This window comes from Ruminococcus sp. (assembly GCF_016287535.1).
Classification (GTDB): domain Bacteria; phylum Bacillota; class Clostridia; order Oscillospirales; family Ruminococcaceae; genus Ruminococcus.
On the sequence record NZ_JAEFAJ010000019.1, the window covers coordinates 25,179 to 46,545 of the forward strand.

The following is a 21,367-nucleotide window of genomic DNA, read 5'->3' on the forward strand; positions in this document are numbered from 1 at the left end:
TATATATCATTATATATTGAGCAGCAGTGAAAATCAATACTCTCCGCACAGCTTGCACTCAGAGATTCACAACTTGCACACGGGTATGCATACCGGTCACGCTAAAACGGAATGTATAAACATCAGCAGCGTTCCAATAACAAGAAGCAAATTCACAGTAAAATATTACAAATAGTAGTAAAAGCTTGTCTTTTTTTGCTGTTGTTCACGATATGTTCATTATTACCCCCTTGCCAAACTTCACATTACATGGTATACTTAAAATAATATTTCCTGCCTGAAGAAGCACTGTCCGACGGCAGAATGATAAGGAGAATGGTTTTATATGCAGTACGGACACTTTGATCTTGAGAACAAAGAATACGTCATCACTAACCCCGCGACCCCCGCACCATGGGCAAACTATCTCGGAGACCCCGAGTACGGCGCAATGATATCCAATAACGCCGCCGGCTACAGCTTCGTAAAATCCGGAGCGAACGGCAGACTTTCACGTTTCCGCTTCAATTCGGATATGGCTCTTCCCGGACGTTATATTTATATAAGAGACAATGATACCGCCGATTACTGGTCGGCTTCATGGCAGCCTGTGGGCAAGCCCCTTGACAAGTACAAGAGCGAGTGCCGCCACGGTACCGCCTATACGGTCATTTCAGCAGAGTACGCTGATATAAAGTCAGAAACTACTTACTACGTTCCCTACGGAAAGACCTATGAGGTATGGAGAGCAAAGGTCACAAACAACTCCTCAAAGGAGAGAAAGCTCTCTGTATTCGGATTTATAGAATTCACAAACGAGCCCAACTACGAGCAGGATCAGGTAAATCTCCAGTACACACTGTTCATTACCCGTACAAGCTTTGAGGGCGGCAACCGCATACTCCAGCACATGAATGAAAATACAGGCTTCGACGAAAACGGCTACAACGGTCAGGAGCGCTTCTTCGGCATGGTAGGTCAGCCCGTTACAGGCTGCTGTGGAAGCTTCAGCGACTTCATCGGTCCCTACAGGACATTCTCAAATCCTATCGCTGTCGAGAACGGCAGGTGCAGCGGCGTAATGAACTACAATTCCAACTCCTGCGGAGCTCTCCAGAGCGATATCGCTCTTGCTCCCGGCGAGACAAAGGAGTTCATCTTCGTTCTCGGTGAGCGCAAGGACCCGGAGGCTGCCGCTATACTTGATGAATACAAGGCAGCAGGAAAGGTCGACGCAGAGGTAAAGCAGCTGAAGGACTACTGGCACGGGCAGCTCTCAAACTTCAGGGTGGAGACTCCCTCCCCTGAGTTCAACAATATGATAAACGTATGGAACGCTTACCAGTGCTTCATTACATTTATATGGTCAAGAGCAGCTTCATTCATTTACTGCGGTCTCAGAAACGGCTACGGCTACCGCGATACAGTACAGGATATTCAGGGTATCATACACCTTGACCCTGAAATGGCAGCAGAGAAGATACGCTTCATGCTCTCGGCTCAGGTCAGCAACGGCGGCGGTCTGCCCCTTGTCAAGTTCGACCACAACGCAGGTCATGAGACCTGCCCCGACGAGAACGACGAGCACAGCGTTTACGCCAAGGAAACAGGTCACCCCTCATACCGTGCAGACGACGCACTGTGGCTCTTCCCGACTATCGTCAAGTACCTCGGCGAGAGCGGCAACAAGGGCTTCCTTGATGAAGTCATCACATACGCGGAAGAGGGCGGCGGAAAGGCTACGGTTTACGAGCACCTCAAGAACGCTATCCGCTTCTCAATGGAGCGTCTCGGCAGTCATGATATGCCGGCAGGTCTCCACGCAGACTGGAACGACTGTCTCCGTCTCGGCGCACAGGGCGAATCCACCTTCGTGGCATTCCAGCTCTACTACGCTATGAACGTAATGCGTGACATGGCTAAGGACAGGAACGATACAGACTATATCAGCTACCTCGACGGCGCTCAGAAGAAGCTGGGCGCGGCTCTTGAAAAGTGCTGGGACGAGGACAGATTTATCCGCGGTATCCGCGACAACGGCGTTATCGTCGGCGCAAAGAAGGACCCCGAAGCCAATATGTGGCTCAATCCTCAGAGCTGGAGCGTTATCTCACGCTTTGCTTCCGACGAGCAGGCTGAAAAGGCTATGAACAGCGTTCACGACATACTCAATACACCTTACGGAGCCAAGCTCCTTGAACCGCCTTACAAGTACCACCACTTCAAGGGCGCTCTCATGCAGGTGTTCAACCTTGATACAAAGGAAAACGGCGGTATCTTCTCACAGTCTCAGGGCTGGCTCATACTTGCCGAGGCTCTTCTCGGTCACGGCGACCGTGCTTTCGAGTATTTCCTTGAAAGCTCTCCGGCAGCTATGAACGACAAGGCTGAGATACGTGTCATGGAGCCATACGTACACGGTCAGTTCACCGAGTCAAAGGCTTCACCCTACGAGGGACGTTCACACGTTCACTGGCTCACAGGTACAGCTTCTACTGTTATGGTAGGCTGTGTCGAGGGTATATGCGGTATGCGCCCCGATCTCGGCGGTCTGACTATCGCACCGTCTATCCCTGCAAAGTGGGACGGCTTCAAGATCGAGAAGAACTTCCGCGGAAAGAAGCTCAACATATCTATCGACAACTCCGCACACGTTCAGAGCGGCGTAAAGGAGATAACTCTCAACGGTGAGAAGCTTGCAGGCAGCTATGTTCCTGCGGACAAGCTCAAAGACGTTAACGAGATAAAGGTCATTATGGGCTGAGTTTAATACATAATCAAGGCACTGTGATTATCACAGTGCCTTTTTTGGTAGGGGCGGATATTAGCCGCCCGTTTTTAATGCGGGACGTCGAGGACGCCGTCCCCTACACATGGTTATTTACAGTACGTTGGTTATTATCGGGCGCACACTGTGCGCCCCTACATTATTGTGCAAATCGCTGTGTTTTACTTGTATCGGATTGTGTATTCACACAATTCTGACAAGTTTACTTTGCAAAATCTTGACAAGTATACTTGGCAATGCTATAATATAATTACCGAGTAAACTTGGCAAAATAATCTGCATGATTTGGGAGGTAACAATTATGAACAAGGAAGAAATACTTGAAAAGAGCAGACAGGAAAACAAGAACCGCGACATTGCAGGAATGGACATAAACAAAAATGCTTCAAGGATATCGCTAATTTTCAGCCTGTTATTTATACTGTTTCTGCTGATAATGACATGGATAGCCAATAAGCACTTAAATCACGGCATTATCGCAACAGAGTACAGTATTATTTTCCCGTTGTTTCTTTATAAAGCTGTAAAAACCAAAAGCGCTTTGAATATAATCTGTGCAATACTTGCAGGACTTGGTCTTATCATATTTACTGTAACTACGATACGTGATATTTTCGATATATACCCGTTAGGAAGGTGAATGATCCATGAATAAGGAAGAAATTCTCGAAAAAAGCAGAAACGATAACAAGAATAACGACCCATTTTATCTCGAAACGAGGGTTAAAGGCATGAAATACGGCAGAATTGCAGCAATTATACTTTGCCTCGCACTTTTCGCCATTGACTATATCATACTCGGTAAAATGAACTACGGCTACTATAGTATCTTCACCGCATCATTCGCCGCCGATTACCTTTACAGGTGGAAAAAGACCGATAACAAGGACGATCTTTACGCAGGTGCACTTATGGCTCTGGCAACTGTTGTATCTGTTGTGCTGCATTTCGTTCATGGGTGTTGACTATGAATACGGAAGATCTCTGTAAAGCAATTGATTATACGAGGTGACTGCATGATAGACGATTCACTTATACTCCGAAACCGCCTTAAAGAGATACGCAAGGAGCAGAAGCTCTCGCAGGACGAGCTTGCGAAAATGGTGGGAGTATCCCGTAATACTATCAGCTCCATAGAAACAGGGCAGTTCAGTCCCACAGCCAAGCTGGCACTGATACTCTGTATCGCTCTCGATAAAAAATTCGAGGATATATTCTATTTTGACTGACATACAAAAAGCGCTTACGAATAATCGTAAGCGCTTTGTTATTATTGATCCTGTTTTTCTGCGACCTGTCTTGAAGCTTCTTCGATAGCGTCCTTAGCCTGTGAATTCACTTCGCTGGCTAACACTTCAGCCTCTTCAAGCTGCTTTTTAAGCTCGTCGTTCATTACAACCTCACTTTTTTCTGCAAGAGGAATAGAATTACCGTCCTCGTCGTAGAATACGATATTGTCTATATACATATCCGACTCGTTGGCGATTCCCCAGCGCATGATAAGGAAGTTGGCGTCCTCCATGTCCTCGGTCCAGCACATTCCGCTATCAGCCAGCAGGAACTTGAACGTGCCGTGAACCGCACCGGAAGTCTCGAAATTATACTCTCCGCCGCTGAACTCCTTGAAGTCGTACCACTTGTCCTCCTTAGCGGTGACTGTGCCGCCGCCTCCGCCTATCCAGCCGGGAGCCCTTACGCCGTCAGCGTCGTCGGTCTTGAGGTGGTCTGCGGTAGCCTGAGCGTAAAGGTCAAACTCTATACTGCGAACTTTTGCCGCGCCCTCGCTGCCGAGAAGCTTTGTAGCGCTGATTATCACCTTCTGTACCTTTCCTTCAAGGGGAACGGTATTGTCGTCAGTAAATTTCAGCATTTTATTGCCCATGATCTCAGCTACGGAAAGAGTGCCTGAAGCGCAGTCCTTGTCCTCGTTTCTTGTAGTTACAAAATCAAATATACCGTCGTCAAAGGTAACGGTATTTGGATCGGTAGCCTCAACGGGAACAGGCGGCTGAAGCTCCTCTTCTGTAGTGGTCTCGGTTGCTGCGGTTGTATCCGTGGGAGCAGTGGTCTCCTTACTGGTATCCGGCTTGGAGTCGTTCTCCTTTTTATCCGAACATCCTGCCGCACAGGCTGCGAGAGCAAAAGCCATAGCGCCTGCGATAAAGCTTTTGTAATTCATATATGTATCTCCTTTGTGTGTACTGTAACGTGCCGTATCTCTTCTTTACACCAACATTGTAGCACAAAAAGCGAGCCGTGTAAAGTGGTTTGGAGCTTTTTTCACAAGCCTATCATAAGAGTTTCGGCAAGCCAACAGTTAAGGGGCGGATTTTATCCGCCCCTTAACTGAAAGGTGACCCGCATGGTTCGCCTTTTCTTGTTCAATATAAAAATTTTTATTTTTTGCTTATCTTATTAAGAATGCTATTGGTGTTATGTCTTTGAATAGTTGAAATTATAGCGGCTGTACGAGCCTCCCTGCGTGCTCTTTCAGATATCTCATTTTGTTCGTCCAATAATTGATTCTGTTCAATAGCAAGATCATTTTGTTGTTTAGCAAGTTCATTTGCCTGCTGCTGCGATAATACACGTGCGGTACTAAGCTGACGCTGCATATTCTTATCATACATATCAATTGCTTCTTTTATTTCATAGTCCGATGTTGACATTAACTCATACAAATATGTCAATGCATCAATATCCCTATACTGCATAGGAATAATATTTGTTGTCTGATAATTATCTTCCAATTCATATCGTAATCTTTCAACTTCTTTTTCCGTCTCTTCCAATTTAATATTATGCTGATTTTCCCACTCTGCTAATTCTTCATTATACTTTGGAATAATTACTTCATCATATTCTTTCTTCATTACTATATACTTTTCATCTGCGATTGCCTGCTGTTCAATTTGCTGTCTATCTATCTCTTGACATTGATTAATATATTCCTCGGAATTCCTGATTTTCTTTTCTTCTGATTCCTTCCTTGAATTATATATCACTAAATAAATAATAAACCAAGGAAAGAAAATAAAACTGGGTATAATCGCAGTTAGCCAATTGAACTTTGTTTTGATTTTTATTTCCGGATAAGGCGCTTTCATTATTATATCTTTTGCCGGTCCACAAGGTATGGGTTTAAATTTTTCAAGTTTAAGCTGATTTAGCTTTTCTGTCTCAGATTCCAAAGATTTTGTAAGGTCTAAAGCCTTTTTCACAATAATTGCTTGTTCGTTGCTTTTCATTATAATACCCTCCTTAAACATTCAGTAAAAACACTGGTTTCCAAGATTTCCAATTTAGAAAAACCGCGAATAACATCATATATGTTGTTCAATCATATTATAACATCATATATCATTTTTGTCAATACATCATAAATGTTGTAAAATACAATTGGTACATATTACAATAATCATGGGGTGTTGACTGTGCAAAATCACTTATATCTTTATCCAAATATGGTTTCAGTACGAAAGAAAAAATGTACTCAGTATGAACTTGCTGAGGAGCTCGGAATTACTCAGCAAGAAATAAGCCGCTATGAGCGCGGTGAAATAAAAGCACCGATAAATTATATAATTGATCTTGCAAAATTTTGCAATGTAAGTGTAGATTATATCCTTGGTCTTTCGCGTGACACAACAGATATGTTGTCCGATGAGGATTTTGAACTGCTTGAAATATATGATAAGCTGGACGATAGCAATAAAATAAAACTAAAAGAACGTGCAGCAACACTGCTTGAAATGCAAACAGGCGAAACCGACTAATCGGTTTCGCCTTTAATTATGCAATAACGGAACGCCGAGGACGGCGTTCCCTACAATATTTCCCATATACATAATTACGCATTACGAATTACGAATTAAGTGACGCCCAATGAACGTCACTACACTGCGACTACTCTCTACTCACTTGCGGGCGGCGGAACGCCGCCCCTACAAGCTGACGGCTAATGGCTGAGAGCTAACGGCTGTTTTCACGGTGCTGATAGAATATATCCACGGTCTCTATCATCATGTCAAAGGGCAGCGTCTTAGGAGATATCTTCACGGAAACATAGGACTTGCCTGCTCCGTTGAAGGCTATCCTGCCCTTGTACGCCTTTTGCAGAGCCGCTATCTGGTCAGTGGAGACATACTCCGTATAGAAGTACATAGCGCCGTTTCTCTGGGATATCTCTGTGATACCGAGGTGTGCAGCCTTGTTTCTCAGCAGTGATACGTCTATAAGTCCCACCACCGACTTGGGCGGATCGCCGTAGCGGTCGATAAGCTCGTCGATAAGGTCTGATTTGTCCTGCTCGTTATTCACCAGCATTATCTTCCGGTACATATCTATACGCTGATTCAGGCTCGAAATGTAGTCCTCAGGGATATGCGCGTCTATCTGTATATCCACGAGGCACTCCGGTATCTTTTCCGGCTGTTCGCCCTTTTCCTCTGATATCGCCTCGGAAAGCAGCTGCAGGTACATATCGTAGCCAACAGCCTCCATGTGTCCGTGCTGCCTGCCGCCGAGTATGCTTCCCGCTCCTCTTATCTCAAGGTCACGGAGAGCTATGCGGAAGCCGCTTCCGAACTGGGTGAACTCCCTCATGGCGTTAAGTCTCTTTGTGGCTATCTCCGTAAGGATCTTATCTCGCTGATAAGTGAAATACGCATAGCCTCTGCGGTTTGAGCGTCCCACACGTCCCCGGAGCTGATACAGCTGGGAAAGTCCAAAGCGGTCGGAGTCCTCTATGATAAGGGTATTGACATTAGGCACGTCAACGCCTGTCTCTATGATAGTTGTACATACAAGGATATCCACATCATGCTCCACCAGCTGCTCCCATATATCCGACATATCGTCCTCGCTCATCTGACCGTGCGCCACGGCGATACGGGCTTCGGGAAGCAGTTCCTGCAGACGTGAGGCACAGGCTTGAATAGTCTCCACACGGTTGTGGATATAGTATACCTGACCTCCGCGGCGAAGCTCCCTGACGATAGCCTGCACAACAGTTCCCATATTGTATTCTATAACGTAGGTCTGTACCGGATATCTGTCCTGGGGCGGTTCTTCTATGACGGACATATCTCGTATACCGCTCATTGCCATATTAAGTGTACGGGGTATGGGAGTTGCCGAGAGCATGAGCACGTCAACGCCGGTGAAGCTCTCCTTGAACTTCTCCTTGTGAGCCACGCCGAAGCGCTGCTCCTCGTCGATTATGGCAAGTCCGAGATCCTTGAACACAACAGACTTCTGTATTATCTTGTGAGTACCGATTATAAGGTCTATTCGCCCCTGCTTCAGCTTCTTGATTATCTCCTCCTGCTGCTTGGGTGAGCGGTAACGGCTGAGCAGCTCTATATTCACGGGAAAGTGCTCGAAACGGCGCAGAGCAGTCTGATAATGCTGATATGCAAGCACGGTGGTAGGCGCAAGTATAGCGCACTGCTTGCCCGAAAGAACACATTTCATAGCAGCTCTCAGAGCCACCTCTGTCTTGCCGAAACCAACGTCTCCGCAGAGAAGTCTCTCCATAGGACGTGGACGCTCCATGTCAGCCTTTATCTCCGCAATGGAGGTTAGCTGGTCGTCGGTTTCCACATAAGGGAAGCGCTCCTCAAAGTCATGCTGTATCTCGTCATCAGGGTAGAACGCGAAGCCAACGCTCTTTTCGCGTTTTGCGTAAAGGGCTATCAGCTCATGCGCCATATCCTTTACGGCACGTTTTACATTGCTCCTTGTCTTCTGCCACTCGCCGGAGCTGAGCTTGTTCAGCTTCACGCCGCTGTCATCTCTCGGACCGATGTACTTCGACACCATATCAAGCTGGGTTACGGGTATGTAAAGCTTATCCGTGCCTGCGTACTGTATGGTGATATAGTCCTTTGTAACGCCGTCCATTTCAAGCTTGCGTATGCCGATGAAACGACCGATTCCGTGACCGGAATGTACCACAAGGTCGCCCTCGGTTATATCGGCAAGGGAACGTATCTCCTCAGCCTTGTTCTTCTTTTTGCGGCGCCTGCTGCGGACCGAGTCCATAGAACGTCCCTGAGTGATGAGAACTATCTTGTTTTCCGGGTACTCAAAGCCTCCGCTGAAGCTGCCCGACATGAGCAGCACACGTCCCTCGGCAGGCTCGATATTCTGCGACAAAAGGTCGCAGGGTATACCCTTGTCTATGAGGTCCTGCTGTATGATAGGCATGGTCTTGTCGCTGCCTGCCGCAAGTATCATACGGTATCCGCGGCGCCTGAAATCCTCAAGGTCCTCAACGAGCTGCTTCATCTCGCCGCTCCACGGTGCGGTCTGCATAGCCTCGAAGCTCACCAGTCTGCGGAAGTCTATACGCTCTCCGCCCTGCATGAAGCTGCTCATATACAGACAGACCTTCTTTTCCGCTATATGCTGTATCTCCGGAAGCTCCAGCACGTAGCCGTCAAGTCCCTTGCAGAGCTGTCCGTCCTCCATAAGTATCTTTACGTCCTCGTTATGGCGTGAGAGCACACCTGCGGCATTGTCCATAACGTCGGAATAGTCGCTGAAGAGCACAGCTCCGTCGATATAGTCGAAAACCGTCGAGGGCTCGCCGTAAACAAGAGGGTAGTATTTCACGCTGTGGGCAAGTATCTCCCCTGCTCTGAGCCTGTGAACGTCCGCTCCGAGATGCTCACGCACTGCGTCCATACGCTTTCCGCGTACCTTCTTGCACAGTTCCTCTATCCTGTCCGCAAGCTCCTCGTTATCATAGAGGACTTCCCCTGAGGGGTATATCTCCACGCTTTCCAGAGCCTCCGTGCGGCGCTGTGTATCGGTCTCGAATTCGGATATGGTATCTATCTCGTCTCCCCACAGCTCGATACGCACCGGCTTGTCAGCCTGAACGGGGTATATGTCGAGTATAGAACCTCTTACGGAGAACTGTGAAGCTCCCTCCACCTTTTCGCAGCGCTGATAGCCGCACTTCGCAAGAGTGAGGGTCAGCTCCGTGAGATCTATCTCCTGCCCCTGCCTTAGTTCTATACCTGCTGCGATAAGGACTCCCACAGGTATGACCGGCTGCATGACAGCCTCGATGCTTGCGCATATAACGCTGCAACGGCTTTTAGCCGCCTTTATCAAGGCGGCTATACGCATATACTCGTACTCATGGTTGGTACTGTCTACGGGAGTGAACACCAGTTCCTTTGACGGGAACAGAACAGCTTCCTCACAGCCAGCCATCATATTTATATCATCACAGAGCTTTTTTGACTCCGCTTCCGTACCCGTGATAACGAGATTTATCTTCTTTCCGCCAAGAGCATATATGAGCTGTGCCCTGTGTATATGGGAAAGACCCGTCACAGAGACGGGTGAGATATTCTTGTCAATTGCTTCACGCAGACTTTTAAAGCCTGCCAGCCCGGTAAATAATTCCTTAAAGACGTTCATTGCACTCTCCGTAAAAGATGTGGTATCATGAGTTGTACTTGTTCATAGCCTCGTCGGTCCTGCCCTGTACCATGAGCTTTATGCATTCGCAGGCGTTCTTCACAGACTCTTCCATGCTCACGGAGTCCTCCTTGCCGAACTTTCCGAGGACCCATTTCGCAAGGTCGTAATCAGGGTGTGGCTTCTTGCCTACGCCCATTTTTATCCTTGGGAAGTCGTCCCTGCCTGTGAGCTCGCATATACTGCGGAGACCGTTGTGACCGCCGTGGCTGCCCTTGCGGCGTATCCTGAGCTTGCCGCAGTCAAGGGAGATATCGTCGCAGACCACTATGAGGTTCTCCGCGTCTATCTTGTAGAACTCCAGAGCCTGTACTACTGCTTCGCCGCTGTTGTTCATAAAGGTGGTGGGCTTGAGGAGAAGGCAGCGTTTGCCCCCGATAGTGACCTCTGCGGTCTTGCCCTTGAAGCGCAGGCGGCTTATGTCCTCGCCCAGCTGCTTCGCAAGCTCGTCAAGCACCATGAATCCGGCGTTGTGGCGGGTGTTCTCGTATTCAAGCCCCGGATTGCCGAGACCTGTTATCACATATTCTATTTTACCTCTTGCCGCGGAAGAATTTGCGGCGATCCTGTCGAACACATCAAAAATACTCATGGTTTTCTCCTATTCACGTTCATCTATGTTCACTCTGAGTTGAGAGTTGAGAGTCGTGGTATAGCCTATCGGCGATATATTCTAATAATTCAGCGCAACCCGAAACCTTAACTCTCCACTCTTCACTCTCAACTTTAGTTGAGACCGTCAAGTGTCTCAACTATTTCAAGTCCGTATTTTTCCGCAAAGCGTCTTCCGCGCTCTATCGTGCGATCATCGCAGAGCGATTCCGGAAGATGCGCGTCGCAGCCTATTATGGCTTTGTTTCCGATCTTCTGCGCAATGCTGAAAAACCTGTCTGACGGATAATGCCTGCCTCCGGACATACCGAGCAGGTTTATCTCAACAGGTATGTCCTTGCTTTTCAGGTAGCTGCAAAGCCGTGTCATATGCTTTTCGTACTCATCACTGCCGCCTTTATAACGTATAAGGTCGGGGTGCGCGAGATAGCGGTATCTTCCTGACTCCATGCCCTCTATTATACGGTCGACATACTTTATGAGCACGCTTTCTTCGTAAACAGGAGCTCCCATATATGCTCCGAAGCTTTCGGGATCGTTGAAATGCTGCCCCATTATCATATAATCAAGGGGATAGTCAGCAAGGAGCCTGTCCTGTGCTTCCACGAGCTGAGGTATATATTCCGCCTCAAAGCCGATATATATTTTTATATCATCGGCATACTCCCATTTAAGAGCGGTGAGGGACCTGAAATAGTTCTCCACATCATAAGGTGTCATGCGTATATCTGATATGTAATCATCGTCAAATACCCACGGGCAGTGATCCGAAAAGCCAAGTATCTTTATACCGCTCATTATAGCGTGCTCAACGAAATCCCTGTCGCTGCCGATAGCATGACCGCAGCGCTCCGTATGGGTATGATAGTTTGCCAGCATAGCTTCCGCTCCTTTCAAGGTATGATTATACCACTTTTTTCAGCAAATTACAAGTAGCACACGCAAAAACGAGCTCCGGAGCGTTCTTAGCGAACATCTCCGGAGCTTTTGTTCTGTAAAAATATTTACTGCTGTGCTGATGCGGCAGCTGCTGCTGCCTTCTTTGCTCTCTTCTTTATTATCCTGTTGGACTTTCTGAATACAAATCCGAGCAGGAGCTCTGCGGCTCCGACTATGAGAAGGATCACAGAAAGCGGGAGAATCAGGTTCTCTGAAAGATAGAAGCCCACATTGTGAGTGAATGTGAATGCAATTGCTGAACCGACTATTATAGCAAGTCCTGCGAGGAGCACGATAATGCCGGTGATGTTGAATATGCTTGCAAAGAAGCCTGTAACGTGCTTTGCGCGCTTGTCCACGATAGCGCTTATCCAGATAAGGAAGAGCAGGACGATACCGCCGATGATACCGATCGTAATGTATGAGAACAGGTAGCTGAGCTTGTCCACGCTGAAGCCCACCTGTCTGTTCCACTTCCTTATACTGAGTGAATCAGAGAAATTGTCCTTATCGAGATTCTTCTGGAGCAGCTCATAATCTGCCTCTGTAAGATCATAATCAAACTCTCTTACGATCGAGCCCTTGTTCTCTCTTATAAAGTCGTTTACGAAATCCTCGGAACTGATGGAAGGATCTGCGCCCTCACCGTCAATTATGAAATCAAGGTAATTCTTGGCTACACCGCCTGTATACTCAAGGAAATCCGTATCGAGGAGATATCTCTTGAAGCCCGCTTCATCGGCAGTTCCTCTTGTGGCCGTTCTGAAGCCGAGAGAGTCATACAGCGTCTTTGAGAGTTCCTTGCCGTCAAACTGAGCTGTAAGTGTAGTATCCGCATCGAGCTTTTCAAATCTCTTTTTGATTATCGAACCGTTTAGTCCGAGCTTGATCGAAAGCATGAAGCTGAAAAGTATCATAAACAGGACCGCGAATATAGTGACAACAGAAGCTCCAAAAATACGACCTCCGCCCACTTTTTTCCGTGCCTTTGGCTGTTCGGCGTTATTTGCCGGCATAGGCGCAGGCTCAGGAGCAGTCTGTACCGGAGGCGGTATAACAGGAGCGTCCTGCGCAGGCTGCTGCGGTGCTGTATATCCGCCTGCATTGCTGTAGTTGTCATGCTGGGCAGGTATCTCCATAGTATCGCTGTTGTCGTTGAAAGCGTCCTGAACAGTGTTCACGGGAGCTGCGGCAGGTGCGTCAGTCTTGGGGAACTGAGCGGGCTCTTCATGCACAGCCTGTATCACTTCGGTAACAGCCTCCTCTGCTGCTTCCGGCTCCGGGAGCTCAATAGTTCCGGAAGAACTGAGTATCTCGGCAGGCTCGTCGTTGAGGAGCTGAACGTCCTCCTGAGTAAGACTGAGAGCCTCTTCGTTGTTTGCTATGACTTCTTCAAGGTGCGGGAGAATAGATGTCGGCTCGCTGTCGTTAAGAGCTTCGGCAGCCTCTACGGCAGCAGCTGCTGTTTCCTCGGCAGCCTCCGTAACAGGGCTGTCCGCCTTTTCGAGAGAAGCACCGCACTCCGTACAGAACAGAGCGTCATCAGGCATTTCGCTTCTGCATTTATTGCATTTCATAATATCCCTCCTGTTGATAGATTAAGATAAAAGAACTTTTTCGTATAACACTGGGTCAACAGCCGCTCAGGACTGTTCTTATTACATATTAATCATTATAAAGCATAAGGTAAAATATGTCAAGTAAAAAAACTGTAACATAATATTACATTCCCGGATTTATGGCGATACAGCACGAAACGTGCGGAATAATGCACATTACGCAAAAAGGAGCGGCATTTAAGCGTAATACTTTTATAGAATTTTTTGTATGAGCTATTGAGGAAGAACCCTTTTGAAAAAGGGTTCTTCCTCAAACTCCTTTCCTAAAACTTTCGTTTTTATTTTTTTCAATATAGGGCGCGTACATAATAAAAAAGATCTGCAAGTTTACAGATCGCGTCCTATATTGAAAAAAATCAGATAAAAGTCTTTGGAAGGGGGCACGGGGGGTGACTCCCTACAGTGTAGGGAGATGTCACGCAGTGACAGAGGGTCGCGCCTCCGTCAGAGGAACCTTTCTTCAGAAAGGTTTCCCCCGATAATCCCATATAAAGTTCCTATATAAGCACTGCACTTATACCGCTCCGTATATATACCCTTTATCTGTAACCTCTCAGGAAGTCCTCAAAGGAAAGCTTTCCGTCCGCCGATACATAGGCATAGTAAGCCAGTATCCTTGAAGCGTCCACCGCGTCCACAAAGCCGTCCCTGTTGACGTCCGAGGTGGCATACCAATTCTCATCGGGGAATGCTTCTCCCGTCGAGAACCTTGAATACGCAGCCAGTACCAGAGACGAATCCACTGCGTCGATAATGCCGTCGCCGTTTGGATCGCCGCGGCGGTAAACAGGCTCAGGCTCGGCAGTAGTGACCGGTGCCGTCGTAGTTACGGCAGTGGTAGTCGTAGTTTTCAGGGTAGTGGTCACAGGTCTCGTTGAAGTAACTGTGGTCCTCTTTGTGGTAGTAGTCGCAGCTGTTGAAGTTGTAACAGTTGAAGTAGTTGTGGAAGCCGTCGTCGTTGATGTGGTCGTTGTTGTAGCAGTCATGGCCGGTTCTTTTATCCTGATATAGCCGTGTTCGATACCGTTTGTAAATATCCACGCTTCCATCATTTTGCCTTCATTGTCGTTTCTCAGGTTAGTGAACAGGTCGTTTGTGACGCCGGGGTGTTTATACTCAATGCATATCGGGTAAACATCGCCCTCCGCCATATCGTCGGGAAGAGTAAAATGCAGAGTCCACATAACTCCGTCCCTGCCGAAATTTCCGGCTCCTGCGGTAACAAGTCCGAGGCAGTGATCCCCTGTCAGATACTGTATATCTTCAAGCTTGTGTATCGCGCTTCCCCTGTCGGCGTAATAGCCGTCGTCATCAACAATGGTCAGCCTTTCATCAAAATTGATGTGCATAGCTGTAGGAGCATATTTTTTATCCGCACCTCTGATAGTGATCTCGACAGCCTGCGTCGGATTTGCTCTTGCTTCCTCAAGGGTAAGCTCTATCCTGCTGACAGACAGTATGGGCTTTACAGGCGAATCGTAAGGATCAATGCCGTTAAGCTGGTACGGATCCCCGAAAGCTTTGTCTGCTGCTGCAAAATGAGGCAGAAAACTTGCTGAAACAAAAAAATACGCTGCTACTGCCGCTCCCAGTAACCTCGCAAGTTTCATAGAAATTCTCCTCTCAGAATGAATTTTCTATATATATTATAACATTGCGATATTACCATTTCAATAGACAGTGTGTGAATTTTCGTAGATTCTGAGAGCATTAAGTTAACATTATAATAAATTAGTTGTGATCTATGATTTGTAAATTCAGGGTATCACCCGGCTCAGCATCTCTGACATATATTTGTTTTACTTGTGTTTCGCCTACAGCTAACTGGTCAAACAGAACAGTCCCGCTGTTTATTACCATTCCGCTTTCATTTGTGATTACGTATCCGACGTGACCATAATCTCGCGCTCCGTCGCCATTGGAATTATATGTCATCTGAGCTGTAACATTCAGCTTTAATGAGTAATCATATTCCTGACTTATATCGGTAACAGTCATAGCACTTCTGATCTCGCCGTTATAGCTATAGGAATTTGAAGTTATCGGCAAAGGCGGATAATTGACCGTTATTCCCTTCTGCGGAAGATCAAAAACAGTTATGTTTACCGGCTTAAAGCTTGAATATTCAGATGATGCTGTCAATGTGGCTACCCCTTTAGTCGAACTTCCCTGTGCCAAATCCGAATCAGCAATACTTATACTACCAAGGAGCTGAGATGTGGAACTGAGCTTATTTGACCACGTACTGTAATTATTTGCATTGACTTCAAAGTCTTTGTTAAATACCTCCTCGTTCTTATCGTTTTTTATGCATATATTTATGTTTGATTTTGCAGCTATCGGCTCCTTATTAACATCTTGGAACTGCCAGAAAAAAATGTGCTCTTTATTTGCTTCATCATACTGTTGCCTTACACTTCCCATATAAAAAGGAATTTTTTCTTTCAGAGTAGTCGGCTCCGTTTTCTTTTGAGTTGACGGATCTGTCACTTTTTCGCTTGTTTTTTCGACCGTCTGAGGAGCATTAATACTTTCATTAGGCTCTATATTATTGCAGCTACATGAAAGTATGCATATTGCAGTCAGTAATAATAATCTCCTTTTTTTCATAATCATACCCCCTTTTTGATATTATCCCATATCGGGATAATAATATTATACCAAAATGGTATAATATTGTCAAGAGGTTTTGTATTATGAGACTAAAAGAACTGCGCAAAAAGCGAAAAATAACACAGCAAAGACTTGCAATAGAATTGAATATGTCGCAAAACAGTATAAGCCGTTATGAAAATGAAGTTCGTGAAGCTGATTATCAGACGCTTATAAAGTTCGCCGACTATTTCAACGTCTCCGTGGATTATCTGCTTGAACGCACTGACAATCCTAAATTTTTGAAATAAAAGTCTGCCGAAGGGCAGGCTTTTTTATGTCAATGTACAAATATTATATAAAAAGCGTGACAAGACAACAAATGTGTGATATAATATAATCTGTATCCGTTTCTTTCATTCGGAAGCGGAAATTTTCACACTCAGATTGGAGCGATTATTATGTCAAAAGGAACCTTTTACATCACCACGCCTATTTATTATCCTTCGGGCGATCCACATATAGGTCACTGCTATACGACAGTTGCCTGCGATACTATTGCCCGTTACAAGCGAATGCAGGGCCATGACGTAATGTTCCTTACAGGCACTGACGAACACGGTCTTAAAATAGAGCAGAAGGCTGCCGAGCAGGGCGTTACTCCCAAGGAGTACGTTGATGTCATCGTCAGCAAGTTCAAGAACCTCTGGAAATACATGAACATCTCCTACGACAGATATATCCGTACCACCGACGACTACCACGTTGAAGCGGTACAGAAGATATTCAAGGAGCTCTACGACAGAGGATATATCTACAAGGGCGAATACTCAGGCAAATACTGCACTCCCTGCGAGAGCTTCTGGACAGACTCACAGCTGGACGAGAACGGCTGCTGTCCCGAATGTCACAGACCCGTAAAGTTTGCAAAGGAGGAGGCATACTTCTTCAAGATGTCTCCCTTTGCAGAGCGTATAGAAAAGCTTCTCATGGAGACGGACTACCTCCGTCCAAAGACAAGAGCAGTGGAGCTGGTAAACAACTTCATCAAGCCCGGTCTTGAGGACCTCTGCGTGTCAAGGACCTCGTTCACATGGGGCGTTCCCGTATCCTTCGACGAAAAGCACGTCGTATACGTATGGATAGACGCTCTCTCCAACTATATCACAGCTCTCGGCTATGAGAACTCCGCACACAGCGACTTCGAGAAGTTCTGGCCCGCGGACGTTCACATGGTAGCAAAGGACATCATGCGCTTCCACGCTATCATATGGCCTGCAATGCTCATGGCTCTCGACCTGCCTCTCCCCAAGCACCTTGCGGTACACGGCTATATCACCATGCAAAGCAAGGGCGGCGAGAGCGTCAAGATGTCAAAGTCTCTCGGAAACGTAGTTGACCCATTCGTACTGGGCGAGCGCTACGGCTGCGACTCCATAAGATACCATATCCTGCGTGAAATGGCTCTCGGCGCTGACAGCCTCTTCTCAAATGAGATAATGATAAACCGTATAAACTCCGACCTTGCAAACGGCTTCGGAAACCTTGTTTCCCGTACCGTTGCAATGGCTGACAAATATTTTGGCGGTACTCTCCCCACAGACCGTGAAGGCGACGCTCTCGATGACGAATTCAAGGCTACAGTCACTTCACTCTGCGGTGAGGTGGACAAGTGCATCGATGAGACAAAGCTGAAACAGGCTCTTGAAGAGATATCAAAGGTAGTTGACCGCGCGAACAAGTACATCGACGAGACAGAGCCATGGAAGCTGGGCAAGGACGATACAAAGAAGGCACGTCTTGCGGCTGTGCTCTATAATCTCCTTGAAGCTATCCGCATAACCTCTGCCCTCCTTGCCCCCTTCATGCCCACTACAATGCCTAAGGTATGGGAGCAGATAGGTGCTTCCGCAGCTGATGTGGAGTACGAAAAGCTCAGCAAATTCGGTGTGCTGCCTGAAAATGTAACTGTTCACAAGGGCGAGATACTCTTCCCAAGAATAGACGTTGACAAGGAAATAGAAGAACTCAACGCAATACTCACAAAGAATATGGAGGCTGCAAAGGCAAAGCTCTCCGCAGAGGAAAAGGGCGAGGCTCCGAAGGAGGAGATACAGCTCGCTCCGGAGATAACCATAGACGACTTTGCAAAGGTAGAGATAAGAGTTGCAAAGGTAATTGCCTGCGAAAAGGTAAAGAAGTCAGACAAGCTCCTCTGTTTGCAGCTTGACGACGGCATGGGCGGACGTCAGGTGGTATCAGGTATCGCTCAGTACTACGAGCCTGAGGACCTTATCGGAAAGAAGCTTCAGCTCATCGCTAACCTCAAGCCTGTAAAGCTCAGAGGCGTTGACAGCAACGGCATGATATGCGCAGCCGATACTCCCGACGGAGTAAAGGTGATATTCGTAGACGACAGTATCCCCGTAGGCTCAAAGGTAAGATAATAATAAAAAGTCCCGTAAGCAGCAGGCTGTTTACGGGACTTTTATTTTTATGGAAATATAACTTTTTGGGGGTATGGCGTTCGCAATTGCTGATTATATCACAAATGCCCCCCTTTTTTTATATGCTCTCAGCTCTGCCTGAGCAGCACCTCCGCAATAGCGATATCCTCAGGAGTGGTTATCTTTATGTTGGTATAGTCTCCCACGGTCATTGCCACCTTTCCGCCGATAGCCTCCACCAGCTGGCAGTCGTCGGTGAAATCGAGATCATGCTCCAGCGCAAAATCTATTCCCTCAAAGTAAAGGCTGCGCTTGAATATCTGCGGAGTCTGTGTTATATAAAGGGAGCTTCTCGGCGGAGTATCAACTATAAGTCCGCCGTCCACCGCCTTGATAGTATCCTTGACAGGAACTCCGAGGGTAGCGCCGCCGAATACGGCTGCGTCCTTTATGACTTTTTCGATATGCTCCGGCTTTACAAGAGGACGGGCACCGTCATGTACGGCGACCAGCTCCGTATCCTTGGATATCTTCTTTATGCCGTTGATAACGCTTGCCTGACGTGTAGCGCCGCCGGTAGTACAGACTGCCAGTTTTGTTATGCCTGCCGCACTTGCTTCCTCCTGTATAGCGGGTATATCCTCCTCACGGGCAACTATCACTATCTCGCTGACGCTCTCACAGCTCTGAAAAGCCTGCATGGTAACGCCTATGACCTTTCTTTCTCCGAGTGGGAGCAGTATCTTGTTCACACCGCCCATTCTTGTCGAGTTTCCAGCACATACTATAACAACTGATGTTTTCATATCATGTATTTCCTTCCGTAATGTCTTTATCAGGCTCTGTGGGAGCAGTTCTTATGCATATCTCCGGCAGCCCTTTCAGTACATAATAATAGTTGAACATACCGTCCTCTGCCGACAGGTCGTTCTCGCCGCTTGCAGGCGGAGCAAATATCTTCAGCAGCATATCGCAGCTGCCGCCAACAGGCTTTTCGTAGAACGCAGGCATAAGGTCGATATATTTTGTCTCCGGAGCTTTATAGAACCAGCGCCCGTTCAGCTCCAGCATAAGGTTTGAATCGTCCCTGAAAAACAGCTCGCAGAACACTGGAGCAGCTTCAAAATGCAGGGGCACAGCTATGCCCTCGGCGTCCTCCGAGCTTCCCCAGCGCAGCTTCACAGGTAGCTCTGTCTCCTCTCCCACCGTCATCGACGGCAGGAACCTCTCCCTGTTTATTATCTCCCTGTAGGTCTTCATGACCGGTTGTTCGATACCCACATCAGCGTTGTTCGGGTCCTCGCGTTCGAGTCCGAGCCTGCCCCGGTCCCGGAACTGATAAAACGTAAAGCCTGTGAACCAGTCCGCATTTTCCTCCTCTATGATATCGCAGAACAGCCTTACCATATCAGCCTGTTCATAAGGTCCCGCAACATCTCCGTCAGCGTTCATCTCCGACATTATCATGGGCTTTGAAGTTCCGCCGCAGAGGTATCTGAAGCGCTCACAGCTCCTTTTCGTAAGCTCGAACACCTCCCGTACGGAATACCTGCAATGAGTGGTGCCGCCGCTCTCTGCGATATCGCAGGGCCAGCCCCAGTGGAGAGCAAGATACTTGTCCACAGACCATATATCCGTATCGCGGACAGCCTGTGTAAACTCCTTCTCCATTACCATTTCCTCGGAGCTGATGTCCTCTACTCCGCCGATACAGAGCACCGTCTGCACATTGGGAGCGTGTTCCTTTATTATTTTCACGGCACGGCAGTAGAAGTCCGCTACCTGCTGATGATCCGCTCTCTTGCAGAACTCGAACCAATCTCCCGTAGCCTCGTGATTTATTCTCAGGAAGAGCCTGCCGAAGCTTTTCAGATCCTCGCCTATAGCGGCAAGGTATTCGTCGGTAACAAAGGGGTCTATAGTGAGGGTCAGGGTCACGTCCTGACCGTGCCTGCGTATATCCCGCATAAACGTAAAGGGCTCGCCGTCGGTGCTGCCGCCTATACCGCCGAGATAGGGAAAATAGTCATCATAGGGGTAGTCCCACTGGAACTTCACTTCCTTATCCTTGTATACCTCCGAAATACGCCCCGGAAATTCTTTATCAAGCGGGTAATAGCATTACATGAGGCTTATGCTGCGGTGAGGTCTGCCCAGTTTGCTGAGGATATAATCCTGACTGACATACTCACCTCTTTCGCTTCCGTCGCCGAGATCCACAGCGCATAAAGCACTGCCCATTGTCAGCTTCAGGACCTTTTTCATTTCATTGTTTCCTTTCAGGTAGTTGTAATGATAATAATACACATTAATTATAATACACATTGCATACACTGTCAACTTCCGGCAGACAAAATCGCCTCAGGCAATAGATCGGTACTCAAATAGAAATATCAAGCCATAGTAATTCTGATTAAAAGTCAGAAGTACTATGGCGTTTCTATTGACAGTGCGGCAATTACGTGATATAATTGTTGCTAATATAAACCGGTATTTAATATGATAGGTAGTGATCACTATAAAAACCTTTGAATTACAACCTTTGCGAATTCCAGCAGGTTGGTTTGTAAGTTATAATATGTTCTCTGAATATGACCCTGATACTGACAGTGAAGAATATTGTTTTGAATTATGTGAAGATATGTTGCAATTGAAGAATAAAAATTTATTGATAGACTTAGGGTGGTATCCAGAGGGAGATATTAAAGGAAATTATAGACTTTTCCTTGTTGATACAACTAAAGAGTTACCTTTTGAAACACCTCTTCAAGTTTTTAGTTCCAGATCAAAAAAAGAAATAATACAAATGATTGAATATTGGACAAACTATGGGTTCTTTTCAAAATACCTACGCTAAACCCTAATTTATCTGAGCAGTCAAATAAATACGATGC

Annotated in this window: 19 protein-coding genes; 8 read left to right on the forward strand and 11 right to left on the reverse strand. The window is 46.9% G+C overall.

Annotated features, from left to right (window positions below; translation table 11 throughout):
* Nucleotides 1–325 precede the first annotated feature (325 nt).
* The 4 genes from QZZ36_RS08420 to QZZ36_RS08435 all read left to right on the forward strand — a co-directional run bounded on the left by QZZ36_RS08420 (nucleotide 326) and on the right by QZZ36_RS08435 (nucleotide 3,996).
* Nucleotides 326–2,743 (forward strand): glycosyl hydrolase family 65 protein, encoded by a 2,418-nt coding sequence (locus QZZ36_RS08420; RefSeq protein ID WP_295079906.1) that lies wholly within the window; start codon nucleotides 326–328, stop codon nucleotides 2,741–2,743.
* 325 nt (nucleotides 2,744–3,068) lie between these two features.
* Complete coding sequence (locus QZZ36_RS08425) at nucleotides 3,069–3,407, forward strand: DUF6442 family protein (RefSeq protein ID WP_295079909.1); 339 nt, start codon at nucleotides 3,069–3,071, stop codon at nucleotides 3,405–3,407.
* 7 nt (nucleotides 3,408–3,414) lie between these two features.
* Nucleotides 3,415–3,732, forward strand: a complete 318-nt coding sequence (locus tag QZZ36_RS08430) for a DUF6442 family protein (protein ID WP_295079912.1) — start codon at nucleotides 3,415–3,417, stop codon at nucleotides 3,730–3,732.
* Nucleotides 3,733–3,786: 54 nt separating this feature from the next.
* On the forward strand, nucleotides 3,787–3,996 hold the full coding sequence (locus QZZ36_RS08435) for a helix-turn-helix transcriptional regulator (protein WP_295079981.1): 210 nt from the start codon (nucleotides 3,787–3,789) through the stop codon (nucleotides 3,994–3,996).
* 41 nt (nucleotides 3,997–4,037) lie between these two features.
* Here QZZ36_RS08435 and QZZ36_RS08440 read toward each other — a convergent pair whose 3' ends face one another.
* Nucleotides 4,038–4,946: a hypothetical protein gene (locus tag QZZ36_RS08440; protein WP_295079915.1), complete on the reverse strand. Its 909-nt coding sequence runs from the start codon at nucleotides 4,944–4,946 to the stop codon at nucleotides 4,038–4,040.
* Between the two features lie 217 nt (nucleotides 4,947–5,163).
* A complete protein-coding gene (locus tag QZZ36_RS08445) occupies nucleotides 5,164–6,015 on the reverse strand; it encodes a hypothetical protein (protein WP_295079918.1) in 852 nt (283 codons plus the stop codon).
* Nucleotides 6,016–6,201: 186 nt separating this feature from the next.
* On the opposite strand from QZZ36_RS08445, the gene QZZ36_RS08450 reads away from it, so the two are divergent.
* The gene (locus tag QZZ36_RS08450) at nucleotides 6,202–6,543 is read left to right on the forward strand and encodes a helix-turn-helix transcriptional regulator (protein ID WP_295079921.1); all 342 of its coding nucleotides are present in this window, start codon (nucleotides 6,202–6,204) and stop codon (nucleotides 6,541–6,543) included.
* A 196-nt stretch (nucleotides 6,544–6,739) separates the two neighbouring features.
* On the opposite strand, the gene mfd is transcribed toward QZZ36_RS08450, so the two are convergent.
* The 6 genes from mfd to QZZ36_RS08480 all read right to left on the reverse strand — a co-directional run bounded on the left by mfd (nucleotide 6,740) and on the right by QZZ36_RS08480 (nucleotide 16,044).
* Nucleotides 6,740–10,204: a transcription-repair coupling factor gene (gene mfd, locus QZZ36_RS08455; protein WP_295079924.1), complete on the reverse strand. Its 3,465-nt coding sequence runs from the start codon at nucleotides 10,202–10,204 to the stop codon at nucleotides 6,740–6,742.
* A gap of 25 nt (nucleotides 10,205–10,229) precedes the next feature.
* Entirely contained in the window at nucleotides 10,230–10,856 is a 627-nt protein-coding gene (pth, locus tag QZZ36_RS08460) for an aminoacyl-tRNA hydrolase (RefSeq protein WP_295079927.1), read from the reverse strand.
* Between the two features lie 134 nt (nucleotides 10,857–10,990).
* Nucleotides 10,991–11,755, reverse strand: coding sequence for a histidinol-phosphatase (locus tag QZZ36_RS08465; RefSeq protein ID WP_295079930.1), 765 nt, complete (start codon nucleotides 11,753–11,755; stop codon nucleotides 10,991–10,993).
* Between the two features lie 125 nt (nucleotides 11,756–11,880).
* A complete protein-coding gene (locus tag QZZ36_RS08470; RefSeq protein ID WP_295079933.1) occupies nucleotides 11,881–13,392 on the reverse strand; it encodes a zinc ribbon domain-containing protein in 1,512 nt (503 codons plus the stop codon).
* A 581-nt stretch (nucleotides 13,393–13,973) separates the two neighbouring features.
* Complete coding sequence (locus QZZ36_RS08475) at nucleotides 13,974–15,044, reverse strand: dockerin type I domain-containing protein (protein WP_295079936.1); 1,071 nt, start codon at nucleotides 15,042–15,044, stop codon at nucleotides 13,974–13,976.
* A 121-nt stretch (nucleotides 15,045–15,165) separates the two neighbouring features.
* A complete protein-coding gene (locus QZZ36_RS08480) occupies nucleotides 15,166–16,044 on the reverse strand; it encodes a hypothetical protein (RefSeq protein WP_295079940.1) in 879 nt (292 codons plus the stop codon).
* Nucleotides 16,045–16,130: 86 nt separating this feature from the next.
* On the opposite strand from QZZ36_RS08480, the gene QZZ36_RS08485 reads away from it, so the two are divergent.
* Both QZZ36_RS08485 and metG read left to right on the forward strand, forming a co-directional pair.
* Complete coding sequence (locus QZZ36_RS08485) at nucleotides 16,131–16,337, forward strand: helix-turn-helix transcriptional regulator (RefSeq protein WP_295079945.1); 207 nt, start codon at nucleotides 16,131–16,133, stop codon at nucleotides 16,335–16,337.
* A gap of 150 nt (nucleotides 16,338–16,487) precedes the next feature.
* Nucleotides 16,488–18,473: a methionine--tRNA ligase gene (gene metG / locus QZZ36_RS08490; RefSeq protein ID WP_295079948.1), complete on the forward strand. Its 1,986-nt coding sequence runs from the start codon at nucleotides 16,488–16,490 to the stop codon at nucleotides 18,471–18,473.
* A gap of 128 nt (nucleotides 18,474–18,601) precedes the next feature.
* Here metG and ispD read toward each other — a convergent pair whose 3' ends face one another.
* The 3 genes from ispD to QZZ36_RS08505 all read right to left on the reverse strand — a co-directional run bounded on the left by ispD (nucleotide 18,602) and on the right by QZZ36_RS08505 (nucleotide 20,738).
* Complete coding sequence (gene ispD / locus QZZ36_RS08495; protein WP_295079951.1) at nucleotides 18,602–19,279, reverse strand: 2-C-methyl-D-erythritol 4-phosphate cytidylyltransferase; 678 nt, start codon at nucleotides 19,277–19,279, stop codon at nucleotides 18,602–18,604.
* Between the two features lies 1 nt (nucleotide 19,280).
* Nucleotides 19,281–20,531, reverse strand: coding sequence for a hypothetical protein (locus QZZ36_RS08500; RefSeq protein ID WP_295079954.1), 1,251 nt, complete (start codon nucleotides 20,529–20,531; stop codon nucleotides 19,281–19,283).
* A 63-nt stretch (nucleotides 20,532–20,594) separates the two neighbouring features.
* The gene (locus QZZ36_RS08505; protein WP_295079957.1) at nucleotides 20,595–20,738 is read right to left on the reverse strand and encodes a hypothetical protein; all 144 of its coding nucleotides are present in this window, start codon (nucleotides 20,736–20,738) and stop codon (nucleotides 20,595–20,597) included.
* 313 nt (nucleotides 20,739–21,051) lie between these two features.
* On the opposite strand from QZZ36_RS08505, the gene QZZ36_RS08510 reads away from it, so the two are divergent.
* Nucleotides 21,052–21,330, forward strand: a complete 279-nt coding sequence (locus tag QZZ36_RS08510) for a hypothetical protein (RefSeq protein WP_295079960.1) — start codon at nucleotides 21,052–21,054, stop codon at nucleotides 21,328–21,330.
* Nucleotides 21,331–21,367 lie beyond the last annotated feature (37 nt).

Coding starts and splice junctions, on each gene's coding strand:
- QZZ36_RS08505 (WP_295079957.1), bottom strand. CDS start 20,738: ATGAAAAAGGTCCTGAAGCTGACAATGGGCAGTGCTTTATGCGCTGTG.
- pth (WP_295079927.1), bottom strand. CDS start 10,856: ATGAGTATTTTTGATGTGTTCGACAGGATCGCCGCAAATTCTTCCGCG.
- ispD (WP_295079951.1), bottom strand. CDS start 19,279: ATGAAAACATCAGTTGTTATAGTATGTGCTGGAAACTCGACAAGAATG.
- QZZ36_RS08465 (WP_295079930.1), bottom strand. CDS start 11,755: ATGCTGGCAAACTATCATACCCATACGGAGCGCTGCGGTCATGCTATC.
- QZZ36_RS08430 (WP_295079912.1), top strand. CDS start 3,415: ATGAATAAGGAAGAAATTCTCGAAAAAAGCAGAAACGATAACAAGAAT.
- QZZ36_RS08510 (WP_295079960.1), top strand. CDS start 21,052: ATGTTCTCTGAATATGACCCTGATACTGACAGTGAAGAATATTGTTTT.
- mfd (WP_295079924.1), bottom strand. CDS start 10,204: ATGAACGTCTTTAAGGAATTATTTACCGGGCTGGCAGGCTTTAAAAGT.
- QZZ36_RS08470 (WP_295079933.1), bottom strand. CDS start 13,392: ATGAAATGCAATAAATGCAGAAGCGAAATGCCTGATGACGCTCTGTTC.
- QZZ36_RS08420 (WP_295079906.1), top strand. CDS start 326: ATGCAGTACGGACACTTTGATCTTGAGAACAAAGAATACGTCATCACT.
- QZZ36_RS08425 (WP_295079909.1), top strand. CDS start 3,069: ATGAACAAGGAAGAAATACTTGAAAAGAGCAGACAGGAAAACAAGAAC.
- QZZ36_RS08475 (WP_295079936.1), bottom strand. CDS start 15,044: ATGAAACTTGCGAGGTTACTGGGAGCGGCAGTAGCAGCGTATTTTTTT.
- QZZ36_RS08440 (WP_295079915.1), bottom strand. CDS start 4,946: ATGAATTACAAAAGCTTTATCGCAGGCGCTATGGCTTTTGCTCTCGCA.
- QZZ36_RS08485 (WP_295079945.1), top strand. CDS start 16,131: ATGAGACTAAAAGAACTGCGCAAAAAGCGAAAAATAACACAGCAAAGA.
- QZZ36_RS08445 (WP_295079918.1), bottom strand. CDS start 6,015: ATGAAAAGCAACGAACAAGCAATTATTGTGAAAAAGGCTTTAGACCTT.
- QZZ36_RS08480 (WP_295079940.1), bottom strand. CDS start 16,044: ATGAAAAAAAGGAGATTATTATTACTGACTGCAATATGCATACTTTCA.
- metG (WP_295079948.1), top strand. CDS start 16,488: ATGTCAAAAGGAACCTTTTACATCACCACGCCTATTTATTATCCTTCG.